Raw genomic sequence first — 19450 nt, 5'->3', positions numbered from 1 at the left:
ATTACGCTTCAACAATTGCCAGAATGTCGTTTTCAGAGATGATCAACACGTCTTCATTGTCGATTTTTTCAGTTTTAGCGCCGTAGCCTTCATTGAAAATGACAACATCACCTACTTTCACGTCTAACGACTTAACATCACCGTTTTCCAGGATGCGGCCATTGCCTACCGCGAGAACTTCACCACGGGTAGATTTCGCCGCAGCAGAGCCGGTCAGAACGATGCCGCCAGCAGATTTGGATTCAACTTCTTTACGCTTAACGATTACACGATCGTGCAATGGACGAATTTTCATGTGATAGCTCTCCTTTGAGAAGTCCAATCAATTTTGGGATGAAAGCCGGTCATATTGGCTGCCGGCCTCGTGACGGAAGAGATAGGGCCAGGGTGGGTTGCTTTCAAGGGCAAAAAATTAATTTTTTTTACTTGCCAATGATTAGCCTTAAGTTTCCGTCATCAGGCTGATAAAAAAAATGGGTGAAGCTGGCTTCACCCATTAGTGATAACAGTTGTTTTAGCGATCTTTATGATCGTCGTGCTCAATACGCTCAATATCTTTGCGTTCGTACTCACCGTCGAACGTCTGACCGCGATCGGGCCCGGCTGCTGTGCCACGCCATACTTTCAGATGCGGCATCAGTTTCAATGTCAGGTGCTTCTGTACCGGCGGCAGTAACAGCAACAAACCGATAAAATCGGTGAAGAAACCTGGCAGTAACAGCAAGAAACCCGCGAGGATCAATGAAACGCTTTTCACCATCTCGACCGCCGGACTTTCGCCCGCCGCCAGCTTCTGCTGCATCAGCATAAAGTTTTTAATACCCTGGTTTTTCACCAGCGACACGCCGATGCAGGAGGTGAAAATCACCAGCAGCATGGTCATCAGCACGCCTATCACGTGCGCAACCTGAATAAAGATGGAAATTTCTATCCAGGCCAGCAGAAAAAACACTAAAAACGGTAACCAGCGCACCGCATACTCCTATGTAGAGGCCACCCCGCAAAAGGCACGGCGGCAAAAAATGGCGATTATCACAATCGTAGTTACTGAGATGGGAACGGTCAGACACTTTTTCAACCTGAAAGGTCGAAATTACTTCACAGGGTTAATTTTGGGACTACGATCACATATTGTTAACACCGTTTCGTTAGTAAATTGTCGTTAAGTGATCTGTGTTGCGGCATTTCTGACATAACAGCATATGATCGTGCTCGCCTGGTCGATAACGGATAAAATATCGGCGCTGGCATTCCACGACGAAATAATCACACGATTTGTGATGACTTAACCGGTAGCAATAACAAGAAGGTTCCCATGGTAAATAACATTCGTATCGAAGAAGACCTGTTAGGTATGCGGGAAGTTCCGGCAGATGCCTACTACGGTGTTCATACTTTGCGTGCGATTGAAAATTTCTATATCAGTAACAACAAAATCAGTGACATCCCTGAGTTTGTTCGCGGCATGGTAATGGTGAAAAAAGCAGCAGCAATGGCGAATAAGGAACTTCAGACCATTCCTCGCAACGTCGCCAACGCCATTATTCAGGCTTGTGATGAAGTGCTGAATAACGGCAAATGCATGGACCAGTTCCCGGTTGATGTTTATCAGGGCGGTGCCGGCACCTCGGTTAACATGAATACCAATGAAGTGCTGGCTAACATCGGCCTTGAGCTGATGGGCCATCAAAAAGGTGAGTATCAGTTCCTTAATCCCAACGATCACGTCAATAAATGCCAGTCGACCAACGATGCCTACCCTACCGGTTTCCGCATCGCGGTTTACAGTTCGATTCTCAAACTGCTTGATGCAATTGGGCAATTAGGTGAAGGCTTCCAGCGCAAGGCCGTCGAATTCGAATCTGTGATCAAAATGGGCCGTACTCAGTTGCAGGATGCGGTACCGATGACCTTAGGTCAGGAATTCCACGCCTTCAGCGTGCTGCTGAATGAAGAGATCAAAAGCATTCTGCGCACCGGTGAACTGCTGCTCGAGGTAAACCTCGGTGCTACCGCTATCGGTACTCGCCTGAACACGCCGGAAGGCTATCAGCAGCTGGCGGTTCAGAAACTGGCGGAAGTCAGTAATCTGCCTTGCGTACCGGCAGAAGATTTGATCGAAGCGACGTCTGACTGCGGCGCTTACGTGATGGTTCACTCCTCGCTAAAACGCCTGGCGGTGAAAATGTCCAAGATCTGTAACGATCTGCGTCTGCTCTCCTCCGGACCGCGCGCCGGTCTGAATGAGATTAACCTGCCAGAACTGCAGGCCGGTTCCTCCATCATGCCAGCTAAAGTTAACCCGGTGGTGCCAGAAGTGGTAAACCAGGTCTGCTTTAAAGTTATCGGTAACGACACCACGGTAACGATGGCTTCAGAAGCCGGTCAGCTGCAGCTGAACGTAATGGAACCAGTTATTGGTCAGGCGCTGTTTGAATCTATCCATATTTTGACCAATGCCTGTTATAATCTGCTGGAAAAATGCGTCAATGGCATTACCGCTAACAAAGCAGTCTGTGAAGCTTACGTATTTAACTCAATTGGTATCGTCACTTATCTCAACCCGTACATTGGTCACCACAATGGTGATATCGTCGGTAAGATCTGTGCGGAAACCGGTAAGAGCGTGCGTGAAGTGGTGCTGGAGCGAGGCCTGTTGACCGAGGCAGAACTGGATGACATCTTCTCAATACAGAATCTGATGCATCCGGCATATAAGGCAAAACGCTATACCGATGAAAACGAACAATAAAATTCAGACCGGTTAAACTTTTTTAAGGCACGTCAGTTCTCAGAACGACGTGCCTTTTTCATGTCTGCAGCAAACAAATTATTAACGGTTAATTTTCATTTACTTATCAAGGAGCACAGTATGATCACAGTTGAGCTGATCATCGTCCTGTTGGCCATCTATTTAGGTGCGCGACTGGGCGGGATTGGCATTGGGTTCGCCGGTGGACTGGGCGTGCTGGTATTGACGCTGGGCTGCCAGATAAAGCCCGGTGCCATTCCCTTCGACGTGATTGAAATCATTATGGCGGTGATTGCAGCCATTGCCGCCATGCAGGTGGCGGGCGGGATGGATTACCTGGTCAGCCTTGCCGAGCGCCTGCTGCGCAAGCATCCGCGCCACATAACCTTCCTTGCACCACTGGTGACTTATCTGATGACGCTACTGGCTGGTACTGGCCATACGGCGTTCTCCACCCTGCCGGTAATTGCCGAGGTGGCGAAAGAGCAAGGCGTGCGCCCTTCGCGTCCACTGTCGATTGCCGTGGTGGCCTCGCAGATTGCCATTACCGCTTCACCGATCTCCGCAGCCGTGGTGTTCTTCGCCGGTATTCTTGAGCCACAAGGCATTAGCTACCTTGAACTGCTGGCGGTGGCGATCCCTTCAACCATGGTAGCGATATTTATTGCCGCGCTGATTACCAATTTCCTCGGCAAAGAGCTGAAAGACGATCCGGTCTACCAGTCGAAGCTGGAAAAAGGCGAGGTCACGCTGCGCGGTGCCAGCGTATTTGAAGAAAAACCTGGCGCGAAACGCTCAGTGCTGCTGTTCCTGTTGGGCATCGTGGCAGTGGTGTTTTATGCTACCGCCATCAGCGATACCGTCGGCCTGATCAGCAACCCGGTGCTGCCGCGCAATGAAGCCATCGTGGTGTTTATGTTGACGATTGCCACGCTAATCTGCGTCAGCTGTAAAGTGGATACCAGCGAAATCCTCTCTGCCAGCACCTTTAAATCGGGAATGAGCGCCTGTATCTGTGTGCTCGGCGTCGCGTGGCTGGGCGATACTTTTGTCAGAGCCCATATCGATGATATCCAGGCCGTGGCTGGCGATCTGCTGCAAAGCTATCCGTGGATGCTGGCAATCGTGCTGTTCTTCGCCTCAACCCTGCTGTACTCACAGGCCGCCACCACCAAAGCGCTGATGCCTGCGGCATTAGTACTCGGCGTTTCGCCAATCACCGCAGTGGCTTCCTTTGCTGCGGTATCGGCACTGTTTGTACTGCCGACCTATCCGACCCTGCTGGCGGCGGTGGAAATGGATGATACCGGCTCGACGCGTATTGGTAAGTTCGTCTTTAACCACTCGTTCCTGATCCCCGGCGTGATAGCGATTGTGCTGTCAGTGCTGGCTGGCTTTGTTTTTGGCCAGTTGATTTTATAATCTGCCTTCTCCCTCCCCATCCCGTGGGGAGGGTTGCACTGTTCGCCACTGTTGCTTACATCCTGTCAAAGCCGGCACTACAGCCGCGTGATATAATTTGCGCTTTCCACCATAGGAGTGCTCGATGAGCCAGTCCACCGCTATTGTGCTGCTGTGCACCGCACCTGACGAAGACAGTGCCGAAGAGCTGGCGGCTCAGGCGCTGGCAGCAAGGCTTGCCGCCTGCGTTACCATGCTGCCGGGTGCCACCTCCTGGTACTATTGGGAAGGAAAACTTGAGCAGGCAACTGAAGTTCAGCTGCTGCTGAAAAGTGACGTCGCCCATCAGCAACAGCTTATCGAGCTGTTGAAAGCCGCACATCCTTACCAGACACCGGAACTTCTGGTCCTGCCCGTACAACATGGAGAGAGTGAATACCTGTCATGGCTCAGCGCATCTTTAAGCTAGTTTTTATTCTGCTAATCGGCCTGTTCAGCATTCAGGCCAATGCCTCGCTGTTCGGGCAACAAAGTACCCGCCAGTTTGTGCCGGTGAATCAGGCTTTTGCTTTCGATTTTAATCAGAAAGATAACCAGCTCACCCTCAGCTGGCAGGTAAAGCCGGGCTACTACCTTTATCGTCAGCAGATCACTATCGAACCGCACGCTGCCCGGCTGGCGCAATTTAGCCTGCCGCCAGGTCAGCCGCATGAAGATGAATTTTATGGCAAAACCGAGATCTATCCTGACGATCTGAAGTTGCCGCTGACGATACTGCAGGCTGATGGCGATGCGACGGTACGCGTGACGTATCAGGGTTGTGCCAGCGCGGGTTTCTGTTATCCGCCGGAAACCCGCGATATTCCGTTAAGCAAAGTCGCCGCCAACGCAGCGCCTGAAACAGCGAACAGCGCCAGTCGTGAGCAGCAATCAGCGGCTACAGAGAGCAATCTGCCGTTCTCGCCACTTTGGGCGCTACTGATTGGCATCGGCGTGGCTTTCACCCCTTGCGTGTTGCCGATGTACCCGTTGATTTCCGGTATTATTCTCGGCGGCAGTAAACGCCTGTCGTTTGGACGCCTGCTGGCACTGGCGCTGGTGTATGTGCAGGGAATGGCGTTGACCTACACTCTGATGGGCATCGTGGTCGCCGCCGCTGGCCTGCGCTTTCAGGCCGCGCTGCAACACCCTTATGTCCTGATTGGCCTGTCGGCGCTGTTCGTACTACTGGCTCTGTCAATGTTTGGCCTGTTCTCACTGCAATTGCCTTCTGCGCTGCAAACCCGGCTGACGCTGTGGAGTAATCGCCAGCAAGGTGGCTCGCTGTTCGGCGTGTTCCTGATGGGGGCGCTGGCCGGATTAATTTGTTCTCCCTGCACCACCGCTCCGCTCAGTGCGATTCTGCTGTATATCGCCCAAAGCGGAAATATGCTGGCAGGCGCAGGAACACTGTATCTGTATGCACTTGGCATGGGGCTGCCGCTGATTGCCATCACCCTGTTCGGCAATAAGCTGCTGCCAAAAAGCGGACCATGGATGCAGACGGTGAAAGAGGGCTTTGGTTTTGTCATCCTCGCCTTACCGGTATTCCTGCTGGAGCGCGTGATTGGCGAGCAGTGGGGTCTGCGTCTCTGGAGCCTGCTGGGCGTCGCCTTCTTTGGCTGGGCGTTTATTACCAGCCTTGGCAATAACAAAGGCAAAGGCTGGCTGCGGGTAGTCCAGCTGATTCTGTTGCTGGCCGCGCTAATCAGCGTACGCCCGTTGCAGGACTGGGCATTTGCAACGCCGCCAGCCGCCACCGCGGGGGCCCATCTGGATTTTAACCGCATCACCAGCAGTGACGTGCTGACTCAGGCGCTAAAAAATAATCAGGGTAGAATCAGCATGCTTGATCTGTATGCCGACTGGTGTGTAGCCTGCAAAGAGTTTGAAAAATACACCTTCAGTGATGCACAGGTGCAAGCCTCTCTGGCGGATGTGCAACTGTTGCAGGCTGACGTCACGGCTAACAGCGCCACTGACAGCGCGCTGTTACAGCGCTTACAGGTGCTGGGGCTGCCGACCATTCTGTTTTTTGACGCCAGCGGTAAAGAGATTCCCGGATCGCGCATTACCGGCTTTATGAAAGCGGCCGCTTTTAAGGCGCATTTGCAGAAAGTCATCCAGTAAACGACACTTGTTTCCAGAAATCGTCACCGTGAATCCCGGCCTGACGCCGGATGAGGAATGCATACAAGAGGAGTTTCACTTGCAACGTGAACAAATACTCGAGCATGCGCTAAACGTGCTCGAGCAGAACGGCCTGGCCGCCACCACATCTTTATCGATGCTGGCTGGCAATGTCGATATCCCGCAGGAACAGCTGCAGCGCTTCTGGCCCGATCGCGACGCCCTGCTCTATGACGCATTACGCTTTCATGGTCAGCAGATTGATAACTGGCGACACCAGCTGCTGCTGGATGAGACGCTTAACGCCGAAGAGAAACTGCTGGCACGCTACAAAGTGCTGGAAGAGTCTGTCGGTAATGGGCGCTTTCCCGGCTGCCTGTTTATCGCCGCCTGCAGTTTTTACCCGCAGACCGACCATCCGATTCACCAGCTTGCCGAGCAGCAAAAACGCGCCTCCTGGCAATATACCCATCAGTTGCTGACTGAGCTGGAGACCGATAACCCAACGCTGGTTGCCGAGCAGATGGAGCTGATTCTGGAAGGCTGCCTGAGTAAGCTGCTGGTCAAGCGCAATGTACAGGATGTCGCAACCGCTTACCGGCTGGCGGAAGATGTGCTGCGATTTGCACTGTGTCGTAAAAACGGCGCATTGACCTGAGCATTATTCATCCCGAATGACTGAAAATCAGCCAGTCAGCGTGTTTTTCGCAGAAAGCCGTTGACGCCACACGGCCTTTACGGTTTAATGCGCCCCGTTGCCCGAATAGCTCAGTCGGTAGAGCAGGGGATTGAAAATCCCCGTGTCCTTGGTTCGATTCCGAGTTCGGGCACCATATTTAAAGAAACCCGCCTCTGGCGGGTTTTTTGCTTTGTAGCGCTCAACGGGATCGCTCCTCTTTGATGCCCCCCAGCCATTCTGTTCACTTTACCTGTTTAAAACCGCCAATAAACACGACTCTCATCGCCCTGAATACCTTGTAGATTGATCACCACCAGGCTGCATATGAAGTCGCAGATTAGATTGATTTTACGGAACCCGCAGCTACCCTATGTACTTATCGGAAACCCAGCCTGCACACATTCAGAAATTACCTCAAGACAGATAATCACTATGAAAAGAGAAACGCTGTTTAAATATGCCCGCGAACACTATAAGTCCGAGCCAGAATTTTTATGGCGCAATCTCCCTGGCTATGCAGTTCTGCGCCACCATAATGGTGGAAAGTGGTTCGGGCTGGTAATGAATGTGCCTGGCTCCAGACTGGGTCTCAAGACCGATGAGGTAGTCGATGTTCTTGAGGTTAAGGTCAGGCCAGAACACAGTGGGTCTTTGCGCAAAAAGGACGGGATTTTACCGGCTTACCATATGAATAAAGAGCACTGGATAAGCATAGTGCTTTCAGGTCCGTTATCGCAGAAAGAGATCCACGATCTGCTGGCTGAAAGTCATGAACTGACCTCGGGTTGAATGCCGACCTGCCCCTTCAGCCATGAGCCACCAATAATTTCCAGAATATGAGAATTGGGACGGCCAGGTCCCAATTCCATAAACAAACAGACTTTCCATACTTCCTCCAGTAACCAGAATTGAAAAACGCTATTTTATTATTCTTTAAATAAGTCTTAATGATTAATATTGAGGGGTGATCGCGCCTGCTGTTGTCGTAGCTTGCATCCGCCTTGACGTTAGCAGCCGTACAGCCATCTGAATGTTTAAGCGGTTAAAATAAAAAACATAAACCTTGCTAAAATAATATCTCTATGTCTTAATAACGCCATCGGTTTGGAATACAGACCTTATGAAAGCAGTTTTAGTAAAGCAGTCCTCAGTTCAGGTGTTATCCACAGATACCCTTCTTCGTGAGCCTCCTCCTAAGTGCCAAATAAGTAACTCTAAATACAGGCCATCATCGCCGCTCTTAGTGGCTCATTAATTAAGGAAGTATCTATGTCTAATAAAATGACTGGTTTAGTAAAATGGTTTAATTCTGATAAAGGTTTTGGCTTTATCACTCCGAACGACGGCAGTAAGGACGTATTTGTCCATTTCTCTGCTATCCAGAGTGACAACTACAAAACACTTGATGAAGGTCAGCAGGTCTCCTTCACCATTGAAAATGGCGCTAAAGGCCCTGCGGCTGGAAACGTCACAGCGCTGTAAGACGCGCTAATTATCAGTGACGCTTACAATAGCGATGAAGACAATAGTCTGAGCAGTTAAGCGCTCTGATAATAAAATGAACCCGCCTGGTGCGGGTTTTTTATTACCCTGATTTCACCGTTAAGGATTCACTTTATTGCCGCGATGGCCGTTATCGCTCAGTCCGGTTAAGGGTCTGGGGTAGTAGGCGATCGATCCGATCGCTCAACCCAGACAGCGTTCTGTTTAACCGCTCGTATATCCAGCGACGTTATTTAGCCAGCAGCTCTTTTCTGACGATTTCAGCACCTGCGCTTAAGGCATCCAGCTTGCCTCTTGCGACTCCACGAGGTAAAGGAATCATGCCGCAGTTGGTGCAAGGATAAAGCTTGTCGGCGTCGACAAACTGCAGGGCTTTTCGCAGCGTAGCCGCGACTTCCTCTGGCGTCTCAACGGTATTGGTTGCCACGTCAATAGCGCCAACCATCACCTTTTTACCCCGGATCAGCTCCATCAGTTCCATCGGAACATGGGAGTTTTGACATTCCAGTGAAATGATATCGATATTAGATTTTTGCAGTTTTGGAAAAATCTCTTCATATTGGCGCCACTCTGTACCCAGCGTTTTTTTCCAGTCGGTATTGGCTTTGATGCCATAGCCGTAGCAAATATGCACAGCGGTTTCACATTTAAGCCCTTCAATAGCTCTTTCTAACGTGGCAATTCCCCAGTCATTTACCTCATCAAAGAACACATTAAATGCTGGCTCATCAAACTGGATAATATCGACGCCGACGGCCTCTAATTCTTTGGCTTCTTCATTGAGAATTTTAGCGAATTCCCAGGCGAGTTTTTCGCGACTTTTATAGTGATTATCATAAAGCGTATCGATCATCGTCATCGGCCCAGGCAGAGCCCATTTGATAGGTTGGCTGGTTTGCTGGCGTAAAAACTTGGCATCTTCAACAAAAACAGACTTTTGACGGCTCACGGGGCCAACCACTGTCGGCACGCTCGCTTCGTAACGATTACGAATTTTAACCGTCTCACGCTTTTCGAAATCCACTCCGCTGAGGTGCTCAATAAACGTCGTGACAAAATGTTGACGCGTTTGCTCGCCATCACTGACAATATCAATACCAGCTTGTTGCTGATCTTCCAGGCACAGACGCAGAGCATCTTGTCTGCCGTCAATTAATTCCTGACCTTCTAATTTCCACGGTGACCAAAGTGTCTCAGGTTGTGCGAGCCATGAGGGCTTCGGTAAACTGCCAGCGGTTGAAGTGGGTAATAATTTTTTCATAATAGATGACCTTGTATTTTTGACTAATCAAAGAACGGAATGAGCAGACCATTGTTCAAGAACCGTTTGGTAGGGTTTGATGAAGTGTTCTTCAGTAAACTTCCCCTGCTCAACCGCCAACTGGCTACGTTCTTCTCTGTCATAAACAATTCGGGTTAAAGAATAATCCTGGAAATTCAGACTAGGCTGATACTGTTTTCCTGCTGCGGAATTAGCATTATAAATTTCAGGCCGATAAATTTTTTGGAACGTCTCCATCGTGCTGATGGTACTGATAAGCTCAAGATCGGTGTAATCAGTAAGTAAATCGCCAGTAAAATAAAAAGCCAATGGCGCAACACTGTTTTCAGGCATGAAATAGCGAGCCCGCAATCCCATTTTTGCGAAATACTCATCAGTCAAAGAAGGTACATCCTGCTGATATTCGACGCCTAATACAGGATGTTGATTACCCGTACGGTAATAGACATTTTTACTCGAAACACTCAGGCATATAACCGGATTTTTTTTAAAGTTCGCTTTATAAACATCTGAGTTAATGAAGCATTTAAAAATATTGCCATGTAATTCACCAAAGTTATCCGGCAGACTAAACTTGGGTTGATTATTATTGTGTTCTGGCAGTAAAACGCTAAAATCATAATCTCGCACGTAAGAGGAAAAATTATTTCCTACAATGCCTTCAATGCGTTGGTTGGTTTTTTTATCAACGATATTCGTTTTTAATATTTCAATCACCGGGAAGGTATCGTTCCTGCCTTCGACATTAACATTCAGCTGGGCAGTAATGATTTCAAGCTCGACAGAATAGCGATCTCCCTTGGGGTTATCCCAATGTGCCAATGAGTTGAAACGATTGTCAATCATCACCAGGGTGTTGCGTAAGTTGTCCTGGCGTTTCTCACCCCTTGCCAAATTAGCAAAGTTGGTAGTGATGCGCGTGTTTTTCGAGGGATTATAATTTTCGTCGAAACGAATGCTCTTAATAGCAAATGTGAATTCTTTTTTCATTGTAATCTGACACCCTGACTTCTGATTTAAAACCTGATCTTATTGCTTGCTTTTCAGGGCTTGCGGGTTTCTTTCAGTCGTCTTCATATAGCTATAGTGAATAACAGTGTCTCTTTTATGCCTGAGTCATTGATTGAGGAAAAGTGATTTAATTTCACTGAACATGAGCTATCTTCATGATCAGGTGTACGGTCAGGGATGTGGCAAAGCAAATGTTCAGATTCAGCCACTGAAACACCTGTCGTAACACGTTAAATATGAAGATTAATCATCCTGGGTGTATCGTTGATGGCCCGGCGACGTGCTGCACTGTGGATCGTCATCCTCAATGATTTTCACACGCTCTGAGCAGCATGCCGCAGTTTAAATCTCCTGCCAGACAGAACTTCATGTATAAAACTTCCACCCACCGCACACTCCACAAAACTCACCCGTCTCTTTTACTCAATTTGTGCGTCACCGCAAAGCCCGTTGTAACTATCTCCAGATATCCGAATGAAATACGCCAATAATTTCACCATTCGCACAATGACCAATCATTAACATGCTAACTATATTTCGTTAACAAAAGGAACGTATGCGGTATTCCTGACGATGACCAGTCCATAAGCCCTGCCTGCAATTTAAGGAGTCCGCGTTATGTTGACCAATCAGTTAGCAAGAAAAAACAGCTATGTCAGGATCTGGATATTAATGCTGATTCTGCTGCTCTCCGCCGTGGCCTATGCCGATCGCTCAATCCTTTCCATGTCCGGCTCGGCGATGAAAGATGAGTTTGGGCTATCGGCTATACAGCTGGGGTTTGTATTGTCTGCCTTTAGCTGGGCCTATGTGATCGGTCAGATCCCCGGAGGATTGTTTCTTGATCGTTTTGGCACCAAAAAGGTCTATGGCATCACGCTGGGCCTGTGGTCGCTGGCGACTCTGGCGATGGGATTTATCGGCGAGTTTGCCAGCGGGCTAAGTGGCGCGCTGATGCTGATGTTCGGCCTGCGATTTGCCCTTGGCCTGATTGAAGCGCCAAGCTTTCCGGCCAATGCCCGCGTCACTATTATGTGGTTTCCCAGCGCCGAACGTGGCCGGGCCTCATCGCTGTTCAGTTCAGCGCAGTATTTTGCCGTCGCCATTTTCTCGCCGCTGTCGGGCTGGCTGGTTTCCCGCTATGGCTGGGAATGGCCGTTCTTTGTGCTGGGAGCCATCGGGCTTATCGCCCTGCTGTTCTGGCTCGGATATATGAATGAACCACGTAAACATCCTGGCGTTTCTGAACGGGAACTGCGCCATATCGTCGACGGTGGCGGCCTGGTGGAGATCGATTCACTGCAGGAGCGAAAAGCCAAACCCCGCGTCTCACGTCAGTTGGTGAAAAAACTGTTAACCAACCGCATGCTGTGGTGCGCTTATATTGGCCAGTACTGCGTTATTGCACTGAGTTATTTCTTTATCACCTGGTTCCCGATTTATCTGGTGCAGGCACGCGGCATGAATATTCTTGATGCCGGCTTTGCTACCGTCGCTCCGGCATTATTTGGCTTCCTCGGCTCGATATCCGGCGGCTTTATTTCTGACCGGCTAATACAGCGCGGCTGGAGCCTGTCGTGGGCGCGTAAAACCCCTTATATCGTCGGTATGCTGATGGCGGCCTCGCTGATTATTGCCGCCGGGCTTAACAGCAATTTCTGGATTATTACGGTGATGTCTTTTGCCTTTTACGGCAAGGGTGTGGCAGCCGGTGCCGGCACCTGGGCGATTATTGCTGATACCGCACCAAAAGAAGCCGTCGGGCTGGCTGGCGCATTCTTTAACGGCTTCGGCAATATTGCCGGTTTTACTACTCCCATCCTGTTCGGCGTGATTGTCGCGCTAACCGGCAGTTATGGCATCGGGCTGATTTTTGTCGGCGCGCACTGTGTGGTTGCCGCGCTGCTGTTCCTGTTTGTAATGGGCCCGATTGAACGTGTCGGCGAAGAGCAACCGTCGGCAGAGTCTGCGTATCAGCAACAAGGAAACCAACATGGCATTAAAACAGTTTAAGGTACTGATTAAAGGTCCACACCTGCCACAGCGTCTGCTCAACAATGTGGATCAGCAGTTCACCACTTATCGCTTATGGGAAGCGGCCGATCCCGAGGCGCTGCTGCGAGAGGTTGGTCCGGATATCGACGCCATTCTGACCAGCGGCAATCCGCAAATGGGGGCATCCGCCGGGCTAATCGCACGCTTGCCCAATCTGAAAGTAATTTGCAGCAATGGCGTTGGTTACGATGCTATCGATATCGCTGCCGCGAAGGCCAGAGGGATTGTGGTGACCAATACGCCCACGGTGCTTAACTCCTGCGTTGCCGACCTTGGCATGGCGCTGCTGCTGAATATTGCCCGCCGCATCAACGAAGCCGACCGCTATACCCGCGCCGGTAACTGGCAGTCACAGGGGCGCTTTGCGCCCGCCACCAAACCAGGTGGAAAGGTGTGTGGTATCCTCGGGCTTGGCAGTATTGGTCGTGAGCTGGCGCGTCGCGCCGAAGCCTTTGATATGGATATTCACTACTACAATCCCCGCTCGCGCCCGCAGGTGCCGTGGACGCGTCACGACTCACTGCTGTCTCTGGCGCAGCAATCCGACTTTCTGGTGCTGACGCTGCCCGGCGGCGCGGAGACACACCATTTGGTTAATGCGGAGGTGTTGCAGGCGCTGGGCGCTAAAGGCTATCTGATAAATATTGCACGCGGTAGCGTGGTGGATGAACAGGCGCTGATTGCCGCGCTGGACAGTGGCACCATTGCCGGAGCCGCGCTGGACGTATTTGAACATGAACCATCAGTACCGGCGGCGCTGTTGCAGCGCGATAATGTGGTGGTGACGCCACATATTGCCAGCAGCACTGATGAAACCATGCAGGCGATGGCCGATCTGGTATTTGAAAACCTGCTGGCTTTCTCGCAAGGGGAGAAGGTGCTGACCAGGGTCTGTTAACCTGAAATGGCGGAGCGCCGGAGTACGCGCTCCGCCATTTCAACAGATTAGGATGATCGTGGCTCTGACAGTTGCGATCCACTACCGACTGCTGCGGATCGTCGCCTGACGTTACTGCTCAACCAGCGAGATCCAGTTTGCCCCTTTGCCGGTAGGATAGCGACCAACCAGCGTCAGTGCACCAGTCGAGTCGTTAATGGTGTAGAGGGAAAGCCGATCGGATTTCTGCCCGGACTCGACCAAAAAGCGACCGCTGTTATCAATAGCAAAACCACGCGGCTGCTGTTCGGTTTTGATACTGGCAAGTCGTGTCAGATGGCCATCACTGGTATCGACAGAAAACGAGGTCAACGTGCTGCTGGTGCGCTCGGTAGAATACAGAAAGCGACCATTCGGTGTGATATGAATATCGGCCTGCCAGATACGCGGCTTGTTTGACGGCGGCAGCTTATCACCGTTCAGCGGCTGTGCTTCGCCGCGCTGCATATCTTCGTCAGGTGAGACCGAACTGACCGCTTCTGCTTCAGTGGTGGTGCCGTCTTTATTCAGCGTCAGACGAGTAATATTGCCGGCCATCTCGGTCAGAACATACATACTGCGTTTGCCCTGCCGATCCGGCTGCGGAGCCATCACGAAATGTCGCGGGCCGGTGGCGGCTTCATCCTGAATATTGATAAACGGTGGATCGTTCGGCGTCACTTTGCCGGTTACCGCATCAAAATGGTATTGCAGCAGCTGATCGGCCCCAAGCAGCGTGACATAAAGATAATGATTAGTGGGATCAACCTGGATCGCATGGGCGCGCTTGCCGGTATGAACAACCTGTACCGGTTTTTCCTCCACCAGCCCATTGCTGCCGATACGGTTGATACTGAACAGATCACCACCGTAGGAGGCGCTCAGTAGAAATTTCCCCTGCTTATCGAGAGAGAGATAAGCCATGCTCTCCGGCAGCGTCGTCTGCCCGGCCTTCTCCAGCTTGCCATCCGGCTGAATATGATACGCCACCACGTGATAAGGCTTGCTGCGTACCGAGACGTAGAGCATTTTGTTATCCGGCGACACCACCGAAGACATCGCGTTATCTCCGGCCGGGAACGTGCCGATCGGGATCAGTGTTTTATTCGATTTGTCCAGCTGATAGCCAGTCACCGTGCCGCTTTCAGCGTTAGAAACATATACCAGACTCTGCGCCTGAGCCGCAGCGGCCACCGTCATTATTGACAGTAATGCACCCGCATAAAGTCGTTTTTTCATTGTTTTGTCCTTTTGCCATTCTGTAGGGGGAGGTAAGCAGGATTAACAGTGGGTGGAAACACTTTATATAGCTCAGCGGCATTGTCATCGCTAAGTGACTGAGATTTTTACTGCCCTGCATCAACAGCCTGGCTGTTTCTTCTCGTTCTTCCAGGGCAAAACATGCGTTTGAGACCGAATTGCCCCAGATAGCCGGGCCAGGCCACTCCAGCAGGGAGAATCACCGCCGGTTAGTCGTCGGCGGCAGATGATTAGGTTGTATAGCCATGCCGCAGTTGAATAAAGAGAAGTAAAATCAGGATCGGATGCCTTATCCTTAAGGCACCCGATTTAACATCAGAAGCTGTAATTGGCCGTTACCGACAGATTACGTGGCGCGCCGTAAATCAATGAACGGCTTACCGAAGTATCGTAAGTTTTGTCGAACAGGTTGTTGACGTTGGCCTGCACCGACAGCTGTTTTGTCACCTGATAGCGGCTGAACAGGCTAACCAGTGCATAGCTACCCTGCTCGGCATACAAGGTGCCGTTGCCATCCGGGCCTTCAACATGATCCCATACGTGGGTCTGCCAGTTGACCCCGCCGCCAACGGTAAGATCCTGCAGCATTGGCAAACGATAGCTGGTAAACAGTTTCAGCGTGGTACGCGGCAGCGTTGGATTAACCGCTTCTCCCTGGTTATCTTCAGCAACATAGCGCGTGGCGCCGAACGTCATTTGCAGATTATCAGTCACCGCGCCGTTGATTTCGAATTCAATGCCTTTGCTGACGGTACCCTGAGCACCATAGTAAGCCGTGTCGTTGGTGCCCGGAATAATCGATCCGGTGCTTTGCGCCACGTTATCCTGCTCAATACGGAACACCGCTAGCGAGGTGGTCAGACGACTGTTCAGCCAGTCCGCTTTCACACCGGTCTCGTAGTTTTTGCCGGTAACCGGAGAGAGATAGCTGCCGTTGATGTCACGATACGACTGCGGGTTGAAGATTGAGGTATAGCTGGCATAAGCGGACCAGGTATCGTTGATGTCGTAAATCAGGCCGGTATAAGGAGAGATATTATTTTTCTCCATATCCACCGTCATAGTGCTGGTGCTCCACCTGGTGTAGCGCGCGCCGACAATCAGATGCAACGGGTCCGCCAGCGAGACGCGGGTAGCAATATAAGCGGATTTTTGATGGATCGTATCATCCTGTGCAACGTTCTGCTCGCCCCACGCGGTCTCAGGATAATGGCTGTTCCAGTTATTGAAATCACCCACATCTTCCGGGCTAAGGTTGGCCCAAGAGTTAACATAGCGGTTCTTCTGCTGGCTGTAGCTGACACCCGCCATCAGTTCATGCTGACGCCCCAGCAGTTCATAAGGGCCAGAGGCAAAAGCATCAACTGCATTAACCTTACGCTTACCGGAGTTCCAGCCGGTTCCACCGACCACCGGATAATTAGCATACGGGCTAACGCCAATACCGGTAGTTTTATCGAAGTAGCCGTCGATATAGAGCATTTTACTGTCGAAATCGACTTCGGTGTGGGCACCGTTAACCGTGAACTGCCAACCATTATCAAAACTTTGTTTCAGGCTGGCGAAGACTTTTTTCGATGTTTTATCACTGAATGCCCAGTCAGGCGCGGTGCTAAAGCTGCGGTCATAATGGGTTTTGCTGCCGTCACTATACCAGCGTGGCATGCCGCCCCAGGTTGGGTTATTAACGTTAGTTTCCTGATAGTCATAGCCCAGCGACAGGGTGGTCGAATCCGTCAGGTCAGCATCAATGATGCCATAAAGGAATTTCTTCTTACTGTTATAACGGTCGATCCAGCTGTCATTATCCTGATACCCGGCAACCACACGTCCACGCACATCACCTGATTCGCTCAAAGGTGCGGACAGATCGGCAACATAACGCTGTTTATCCCAGCTACCGTAACTGGCGGAAACATTCCCGACAAATTCACGGCTGTTGGCATGCTTACGCACCATGTTTACCGAAGCCGACGGATTACCAGCGCCGGTCATCAGGCCGGTGGCACCGCGCACCACTTCAATACGTTCATAAATGGCAGTATCGGAAAGCGCGTCACCTAAATTCCAGCGTTCTTCAAACTGGGTCGGAATGCCATCGACCATATAATTATCAATTAAAAAACCACGGGAATAGAACGTGCTGCGGTCAGAGTCCGCCACTTTTTCCGTCACGCCGGTGGTATTTTTCAGCACTTCACCCAGCGTCTGCAGTTGCTGATCTTCCATGCGCTGCTGGCTGATAATACTGACCGACTGTGGCGTATCGCGCGCGGTCAGCAACATTTTTGTTCCGGCACGAGTGAGCGGCGGATTGTAATCGCTATTCTCGGGGCTGGCTTCATCGGCAGTGACGGCATCCACCGTTAAGGTTTCTTCTTTTTTTGGCGTGGTTTCCGCTGCCGTGGCATAAGGTAGCGGTAAAGCAGTGGCGACAAGCACTGCAAGTAGCGAAAGGGATGGCGGGTTGACGTTGACCAACGCGCAAGCGCTGACGAGATTTATCCTGTTACTGCCTGAAGCAAAAAACATTATTCACCCTTAAAACACTTTATTATTTTTAATTATCTGGACGACCGCTGCCGCCGTTTCTGGCTACAGAAACGTCACGCATTCGGTCAGGTTTTCCCTGTGGCAGTAACGATTTCTGCCATAACAGCGCTGCGCATCTCAGCGTATTTCCCTGTAGCTATCACCACTGCTTACTGGTGTTTTTAAGAATCTTTTGGAGTGAATGACCAGTAAAGCGAATGAGAAGTATAATCATTTTGATTATTCATGTAAAAGGATGTGACAGCGTCGGCGAGGTTAAATTTTTTCATCTTTAAGCACTGTCCTGCGACCCTACCACTACCGCTACTGCCAATCCCTCATGCGGTTAAATCTGCTGATGCCAGAGTGCTACACTCAAACACGGAAAAACACTCAACTCTCAGCAAAGGCAGGTCATTATCATGGCGGAAAATAACTATCAGCCTCCTAAAGTCTGGAGCTGGAACCAACAGGACGGCGGCAACTGGTCCAGTATCAATCGTCCGATTGCCGGACCGACGCATGAGTCCGCACTACCCTCAGGTAAACACCCGCTACAGCTCTATTCGCTGGGCACGCCTAACGGTCAGAAAGTGACGATTCTGCTGGAAGAGCTGCTGGCGCTGAATGTCAGTGGCGCAGAATATGATGCGCATCTGATTCGCATCGGCGAAGGCGACCAGTTCTCCAGCGGCTTTGTTGATGTGAACCCGAACTCCAAAATCCCGGCACTGCTTGACTGCTCGACCAATCCGCCAACGCGTGTTTTCGAATCTGGTGCCATCCTGCTGTATCTGGCAGAGAAGTTCGGGCACTTTGTTCCGAAAAACCCGGCAGCGCGTACTGAAGTGCTCAACTGGCTGTTCTGGCTGCAAGGCTCTGCGCCTTATCTGGGCGGTGGTTTCGGCCATTTCTATCACTACGCGCCAGAGAAGATCGAATACGCGGTTAACCGCTTTACGATGGAAGCCAAGCGCCAGCTGGATGTGCTGAATCGTCAGCTGGCTGAGCATCGTTATATTGCGGGAGAAGATTATTCGATCGCTGATATCGCAATCTGGCCGTGGTATGGCAACCTGGTATTGGGCGGGCTGTATGAAGCCGCCGAATTTATTGATGCGGCGTCGTATACCCACCTGCAACGCTGGGCAAAAGAAATTGAACAACGCCCGGCGGTACAGCGTGGTCGCATCGTCAACCGCACCACCGGCGAGCTCTCGCAACAGCTGCACGAACGCCACGATGCCAGCGATTTCGAGCTGCGCACTGAAGATAAGCGTCAGTCATAATTTTCGGGCTGCGAAGCCTCTTATCTGCACAAGGGGCGGCGTTAATGTCGCTCCTTATCTCCCCGCAGCAGCCAGCCAGCGCACAACGAGGAAATTCGCTTGCAATCAGGTAGTGCCCTACCTATATTTTCAGCTATGACAACACCTACAAATAATTCAAACCCGGATGAAGCCCCGCTGCTGTTGGATCAACAGCTCTGCTTTGCCCTCTATTCCGCCAATCTGGCGCTGCACAAACTTTACCGGCAGCTACTGGCAAAACTTGAACTGACCTATCCGCAATATCTGGTGATGATGGTGCTGTGGGAGAAGGATGATGTGACGGTTTCAGAGATCGGTGAACGTCTGTTTCTTGATTCCGCTACGCTGACGCCGCTGCTGAAGCGCCTTGAAGCGGCTGGCATGCTCCACCGCCAGCGCTCAAGACAGGACGAACGCCAGGTGGTGGTAACATTAAGTGAGCAGGGTCGCCAGTTGCGCCAGCAAGCCACGACGATTCCGGAATCGATACATTGTGCGGCGGCCTGTGATGCCGGGACCCTGCAAGAGTTGAAACAACAACTGGAAACGCTGCGCGATAACCTCAACGGCTAAGCGCATT

The 19450-nt window shown here is 51.0% G+C and carries 17 protein-coding genes and 1 tRNA gene; 12 read left to right on the top strand and 6 right to left on the bottom strand.

Going from position 1 to position 19450, the window contains the following annotated elements; genetic code table 11:
* Position 1: 1 nt before the first annotated feature.
* Complete coding sequence (locus ACP3TC_RS01415; RefSeq protein ID WP_426817373.1) at positions 2 to 295, bottom strand: co-chaperone GroES; 294 nt, start codon at positions 293 to 295, stop codon at positions 2 to 4.
* 219 nt (positions 296 to 514) lie between these two features.
* Entirely contained in the window at positions 515 to 973 is a 459-nt protein-coding gene (locus ACP3TC_RS01410; protein ID WP_313854101.1) for an FxsA family protein, read from the bottom strand.
* A 342-nt stretch (positions 974 to 1315) separates the two neighbouring features.
* Here ACP3TC_RS01410 and aspA point away from each other — a divergent pair, with 342 nt between their 5' ends.
* The 8 genes from aspA to cspE all read left to right on the top strand — a co-directional run bounded on the left by aspA (position 1316) and on the right by cspE (position 8483).
* Positions 1316 to 2752: an aspartate ammonia-lyase gene (gene aspA, locus ACP3TC_RS01405; protein WP_313854102.1), complete on the top strand. Its 1437-nt coding sequence runs from the start codon at positions 1316 to 1318 to the stop codon at positions 2750 to 2752.
* Between the two features lie 120 nt (positions 2753 to 2872).
* A complete protein-coding gene (locus ACP3TC_RS01400; protein WP_313854104.1) occupies positions 2873 to 4174 on the top strand; it encodes an anaerobic C4-dicarboxylate transporter in 1302 nt (433 codons plus the stop codon).
* 124 nt (positions 4175 to 4298) lie between these two features.
* Positions 4299 to 4622 (top strand): divalent cation tolerance protein CutA, encoded by a 324-nt coding sequence (cutA, locus tag ACP3TC_RS01395; protein ID WP_313854105.1) that lies wholly within the window; start codon positions 4299 to 4301, stop codon positions 4620 to 4622.
* Complete coding sequence (locus ACP3TC_RS01390) at positions 4598 to 6322, top strand: protein-disulfide reductase DsbD (RefSeq protein ID WP_426817372.1); 1725 nt, start codon at positions 4598 to 4600, stop codon at positions 6320 to 6322. Before cutA ends, ACP3TC_RS01390 begins: the two co-directional genes overlap by 25 nt.
* Before the next feature lie 79 nt (positions 6323 to 6401).
* Entirely contained in the window at positions 6402 to 6980 is a 579-nt protein-coding gene (dicD, locus tag ACP3TC_RS01385) for a division control transcriptional repressor DicD (protein WP_313854108.1), read from the top strand.
* Between the two features lie 99 nt (positions 6981 to 7079).
* Positions 7080 to 7155: transfer RNA gene (locus ACP3TC_RS01380), tRNA-Phe, on the top strand.
* 278 nt (positions 7156 to 7433) lie between these two features.
* Positions 7434 to 7790: an MmcQ/YjbR family DNA-binding protein gene (locus ACP3TC_RS01375; protein ID WP_313854109.1), complete on the top strand. Its 357-nt coding sequence runs from the start codon at positions 7434 to 7436 to the stop codon at positions 7788 to 7790.
* 480 nt (positions 7791 to 8270) lie between these two features.
* Positions 8271 to 8483, top strand: a complete 213-nt coding sequence (cspE, locus tag ACP3TC_RS01370; RefSeq protein ID WP_313854110.1) for a transcription antiterminator/RNA stability regulator CspE — start codon at positions 8271 to 8273, stop codon at positions 8481 to 8483.
* Positions 8484 to 8733: 250 nt separating this feature from the next.
* Here cspE and ACP3TC_RS01365 read toward each other — a convergent pair whose 3' ends face one another.
* Both ACP3TC_RS01365 and ACP3TC_RS01360 read right to left on the bottom strand, forming a co-directional pair.
* Positions 8734 to 9765: a methionine synthase gene (locus ACP3TC_RS01365; RefSeq protein WP_313854112.1), complete on the bottom strand. Its 1032-nt coding sequence runs from the start codon at positions 9763 to 9765 to the stop codon at positions 8734 to 8736.
* 27 nt (positions 9766 to 9792) lie between these two features.
* A complete protein-coding gene (locus ACP3TC_RS01360; RefSeq protein ID WP_426817371.1) occupies positions 9793 to 10776 on the bottom strand; it encodes a DUF1852 domain-containing protein in 984 nt (327 codons plus the stop codon).
* A 639-nt stretch (positions 10777 to 11415) separates the two neighbouring features.
* On the opposite strand from ACP3TC_RS01360, the gene ACP3TC_RS01355 reads away from it, so the two are divergent.
* On the top strand, positions 11416 to 12810 hold the full coding sequence (locus ACP3TC_RS01355; RefSeq protein WP_426817370.1) for an MFS transporter: 1395 nt from the start codon (positions 11416 to 11418) through the stop codon (positions 12808 to 12810).
* A complete protein-coding gene (locus ACP3TC_RS01350; RefSeq protein WP_426817369.1) occupies positions 12791 to 13750 on the top strand; it encodes a 2-hydroxyacid dehydrogenase in 960 nt (319 codons plus the stop codon). Before ACP3TC_RS01355 ends, ACP3TC_RS01350 begins: the two co-directional genes overlap by 20 nt.
* A 111-nt stretch (positions 13751 to 13861) precedes the next feature.
* Here ACP3TC_RS01350 and ACP3TC_RS01345 read toward each other — a convergent pair whose 3' ends face one another.
* Both ACP3TC_RS01345 and fhuE read right to left on the bottom strand, forming a co-directional pair.
* A complete protein-coding gene (locus ACP3TC_RS01345; RefSeq protein ID WP_426817368.1) occupies positions 13862 to 15007 on the bottom strand; it encodes a lactonase family protein in 1146 nt (381 codons plus the stop codon).
* A 336-nt stretch (positions 15008 to 15343) separates the two neighbouring features.
* The gene (gene fhuE, locus ACP3TC_RS01340) at positions 15344 to 17560 is read right to left on the bottom strand and encodes a ferric-rhodotorulic acid/ferric-coprogen receptor FhuE (protein ID WP_426817367.1); all 2217 of its coding nucleotides are present in this window, start codon (positions 17558 to 17560) and stop codon (positions 15344 to 15346) included.
* Positions 17561 to 17982: 422 nt separating this feature from the next.
* On the opposite strand from fhuE, the gene yghU reads away from it, so the two are divergent.
* Positions 17983 to 18849: a glutathione-dependent disulfide-bond oxidoreductase gene (gene yghU, locus ACP3TC_RS01335; RefSeq protein ID WP_313854122.1), complete on the top strand. Its 867-nt coding sequence runs from the start codon at positions 17983 to 17985 to the stop codon at positions 18847 to 18849.
* A gap of 135 nt (positions 18850 to 18984) precedes the next feature.
* Positions 18985 to 19443, top strand: coding sequence for a MarR family winged helix-turn-helix transcriptional regulator (locus tag ACP3TC_RS01330; RefSeq protein ID WP_313854124.1), 459 nt, complete (start codon positions 18985 to 18987; stop codon positions 19441 to 19443).
* Positions 19444 to 19450 lie beyond the last annotated feature (7 nt).

Source organism: Winslowiella sp. 2C04, assembly GCF_050037805.1.
Classification (GTDB): Bacteria; Pseudomonadota; Gammaproteobacteria; order Enterobacterales; family Enterobacteriaceae; genus Erwinia; species Erwinia toletana_A.
This window is presented reverse-complemented; position numbering and strand designations above follow the sequence as displayed.

Coding starts and splice junctions, on each gene's coding strand:
- ACP3TC_RS01415 (WP_426817373.1), bottom strand. CDS start 295: ATGAAAATTCGTCCATTGCACGATCGTGTAATCGTTAAGCGTAAAGAA.
- aspA (WP_313854102.1), top strand. CDS start 1,316: ATGGTAAATAACATTCGTATCGAAGAAGACCTGTTAGGTATGCGGGAA.
- ACP3TC_RS01400 (WP_313854104.1), top strand. CDS start 2,873: ATGATCACAGTTGAGCTGATCATCGTCCTGTTGGCCATCTATTTAGGT.
- cutA (WP_313854105.1), top strand. CDS start 4,299: ATGAGCCAGTCCACCGCTATTGTGCTGCTGTGCACCGCACCTGACGAA.
- ACP3TC_RS01390 (WP_426817372.1), top strand. CDS start 4,598: ATGGCTCAGCGCATCTTTAAGCTAGTTTTTATTCTGCTAATCGGCCTG.
- ACP3TC_RS01375 (WP_313854109.1), top strand. CDS start 7,434: ATGAAAAGAGAAACGCTGTTTAAATATGCCCGCGAACACTATAAGTCC.
- cspE (WP_313854110.1), top strand. CDS start 8,271: ATGTCTAATAAAATGACTGGTTTAGTAAAATGGTTTAATTCTGATAAA.
- ACP3TC_RS01365 (WP_313854112.1), bottom strand. CDS start 9,765: ATGAAAAAATTATTACCCACTTCAACCGCTGGCAGTTTACCGAAGCCC.
- ACP3TC_RS01360 (WP_426817371.1), bottom strand. CDS start 10,776: ATGAAAAAAGAATTCACATTTGCTATTAAGAGCATTCGTTTCGACGAA.
- ACP3TC_RS01355 (WP_426817370.1), top strand. CDS start 11,416: ATGTTGACCAATCAGTTAGCAAGAAAAAACAGCTATGTCAGGATCTGG.
- ACP3TC_RS01350 (WP_426817369.1), top strand. CDS start 12,791: ATGGCATTAAAACAGTTTAAGGTACTGATTAAAGGTCCACACCTGCCA.
- ACP3TC_RS01345 (WP_426817368.1), bottom strand. CDS start 15,007: ATGAAAAAACGACTTTATGCGGGTGCATTACTGTCAATAATGACGGTG.
- fhuE (WP_426817367.1), bottom strand. CDS start 17,560: ATGTTTTTTGCTTCAGGCAGTAACAGGATAAATCTCGTCAGCGCTTGC.
- yghU (WP_313854122.1), top strand. CDS start 17,983: ATGGCGGAAAATAACTATCAGCCTCCTAAAGTCTGGAGCTGGAACCAA.
- ACP3TC_RS01330 (WP_313854124.1), top strand. CDS start 18,985: ATGACAACACCTACAAATAATTCAAACCCGGATGAAGCCCCGCTGCTG.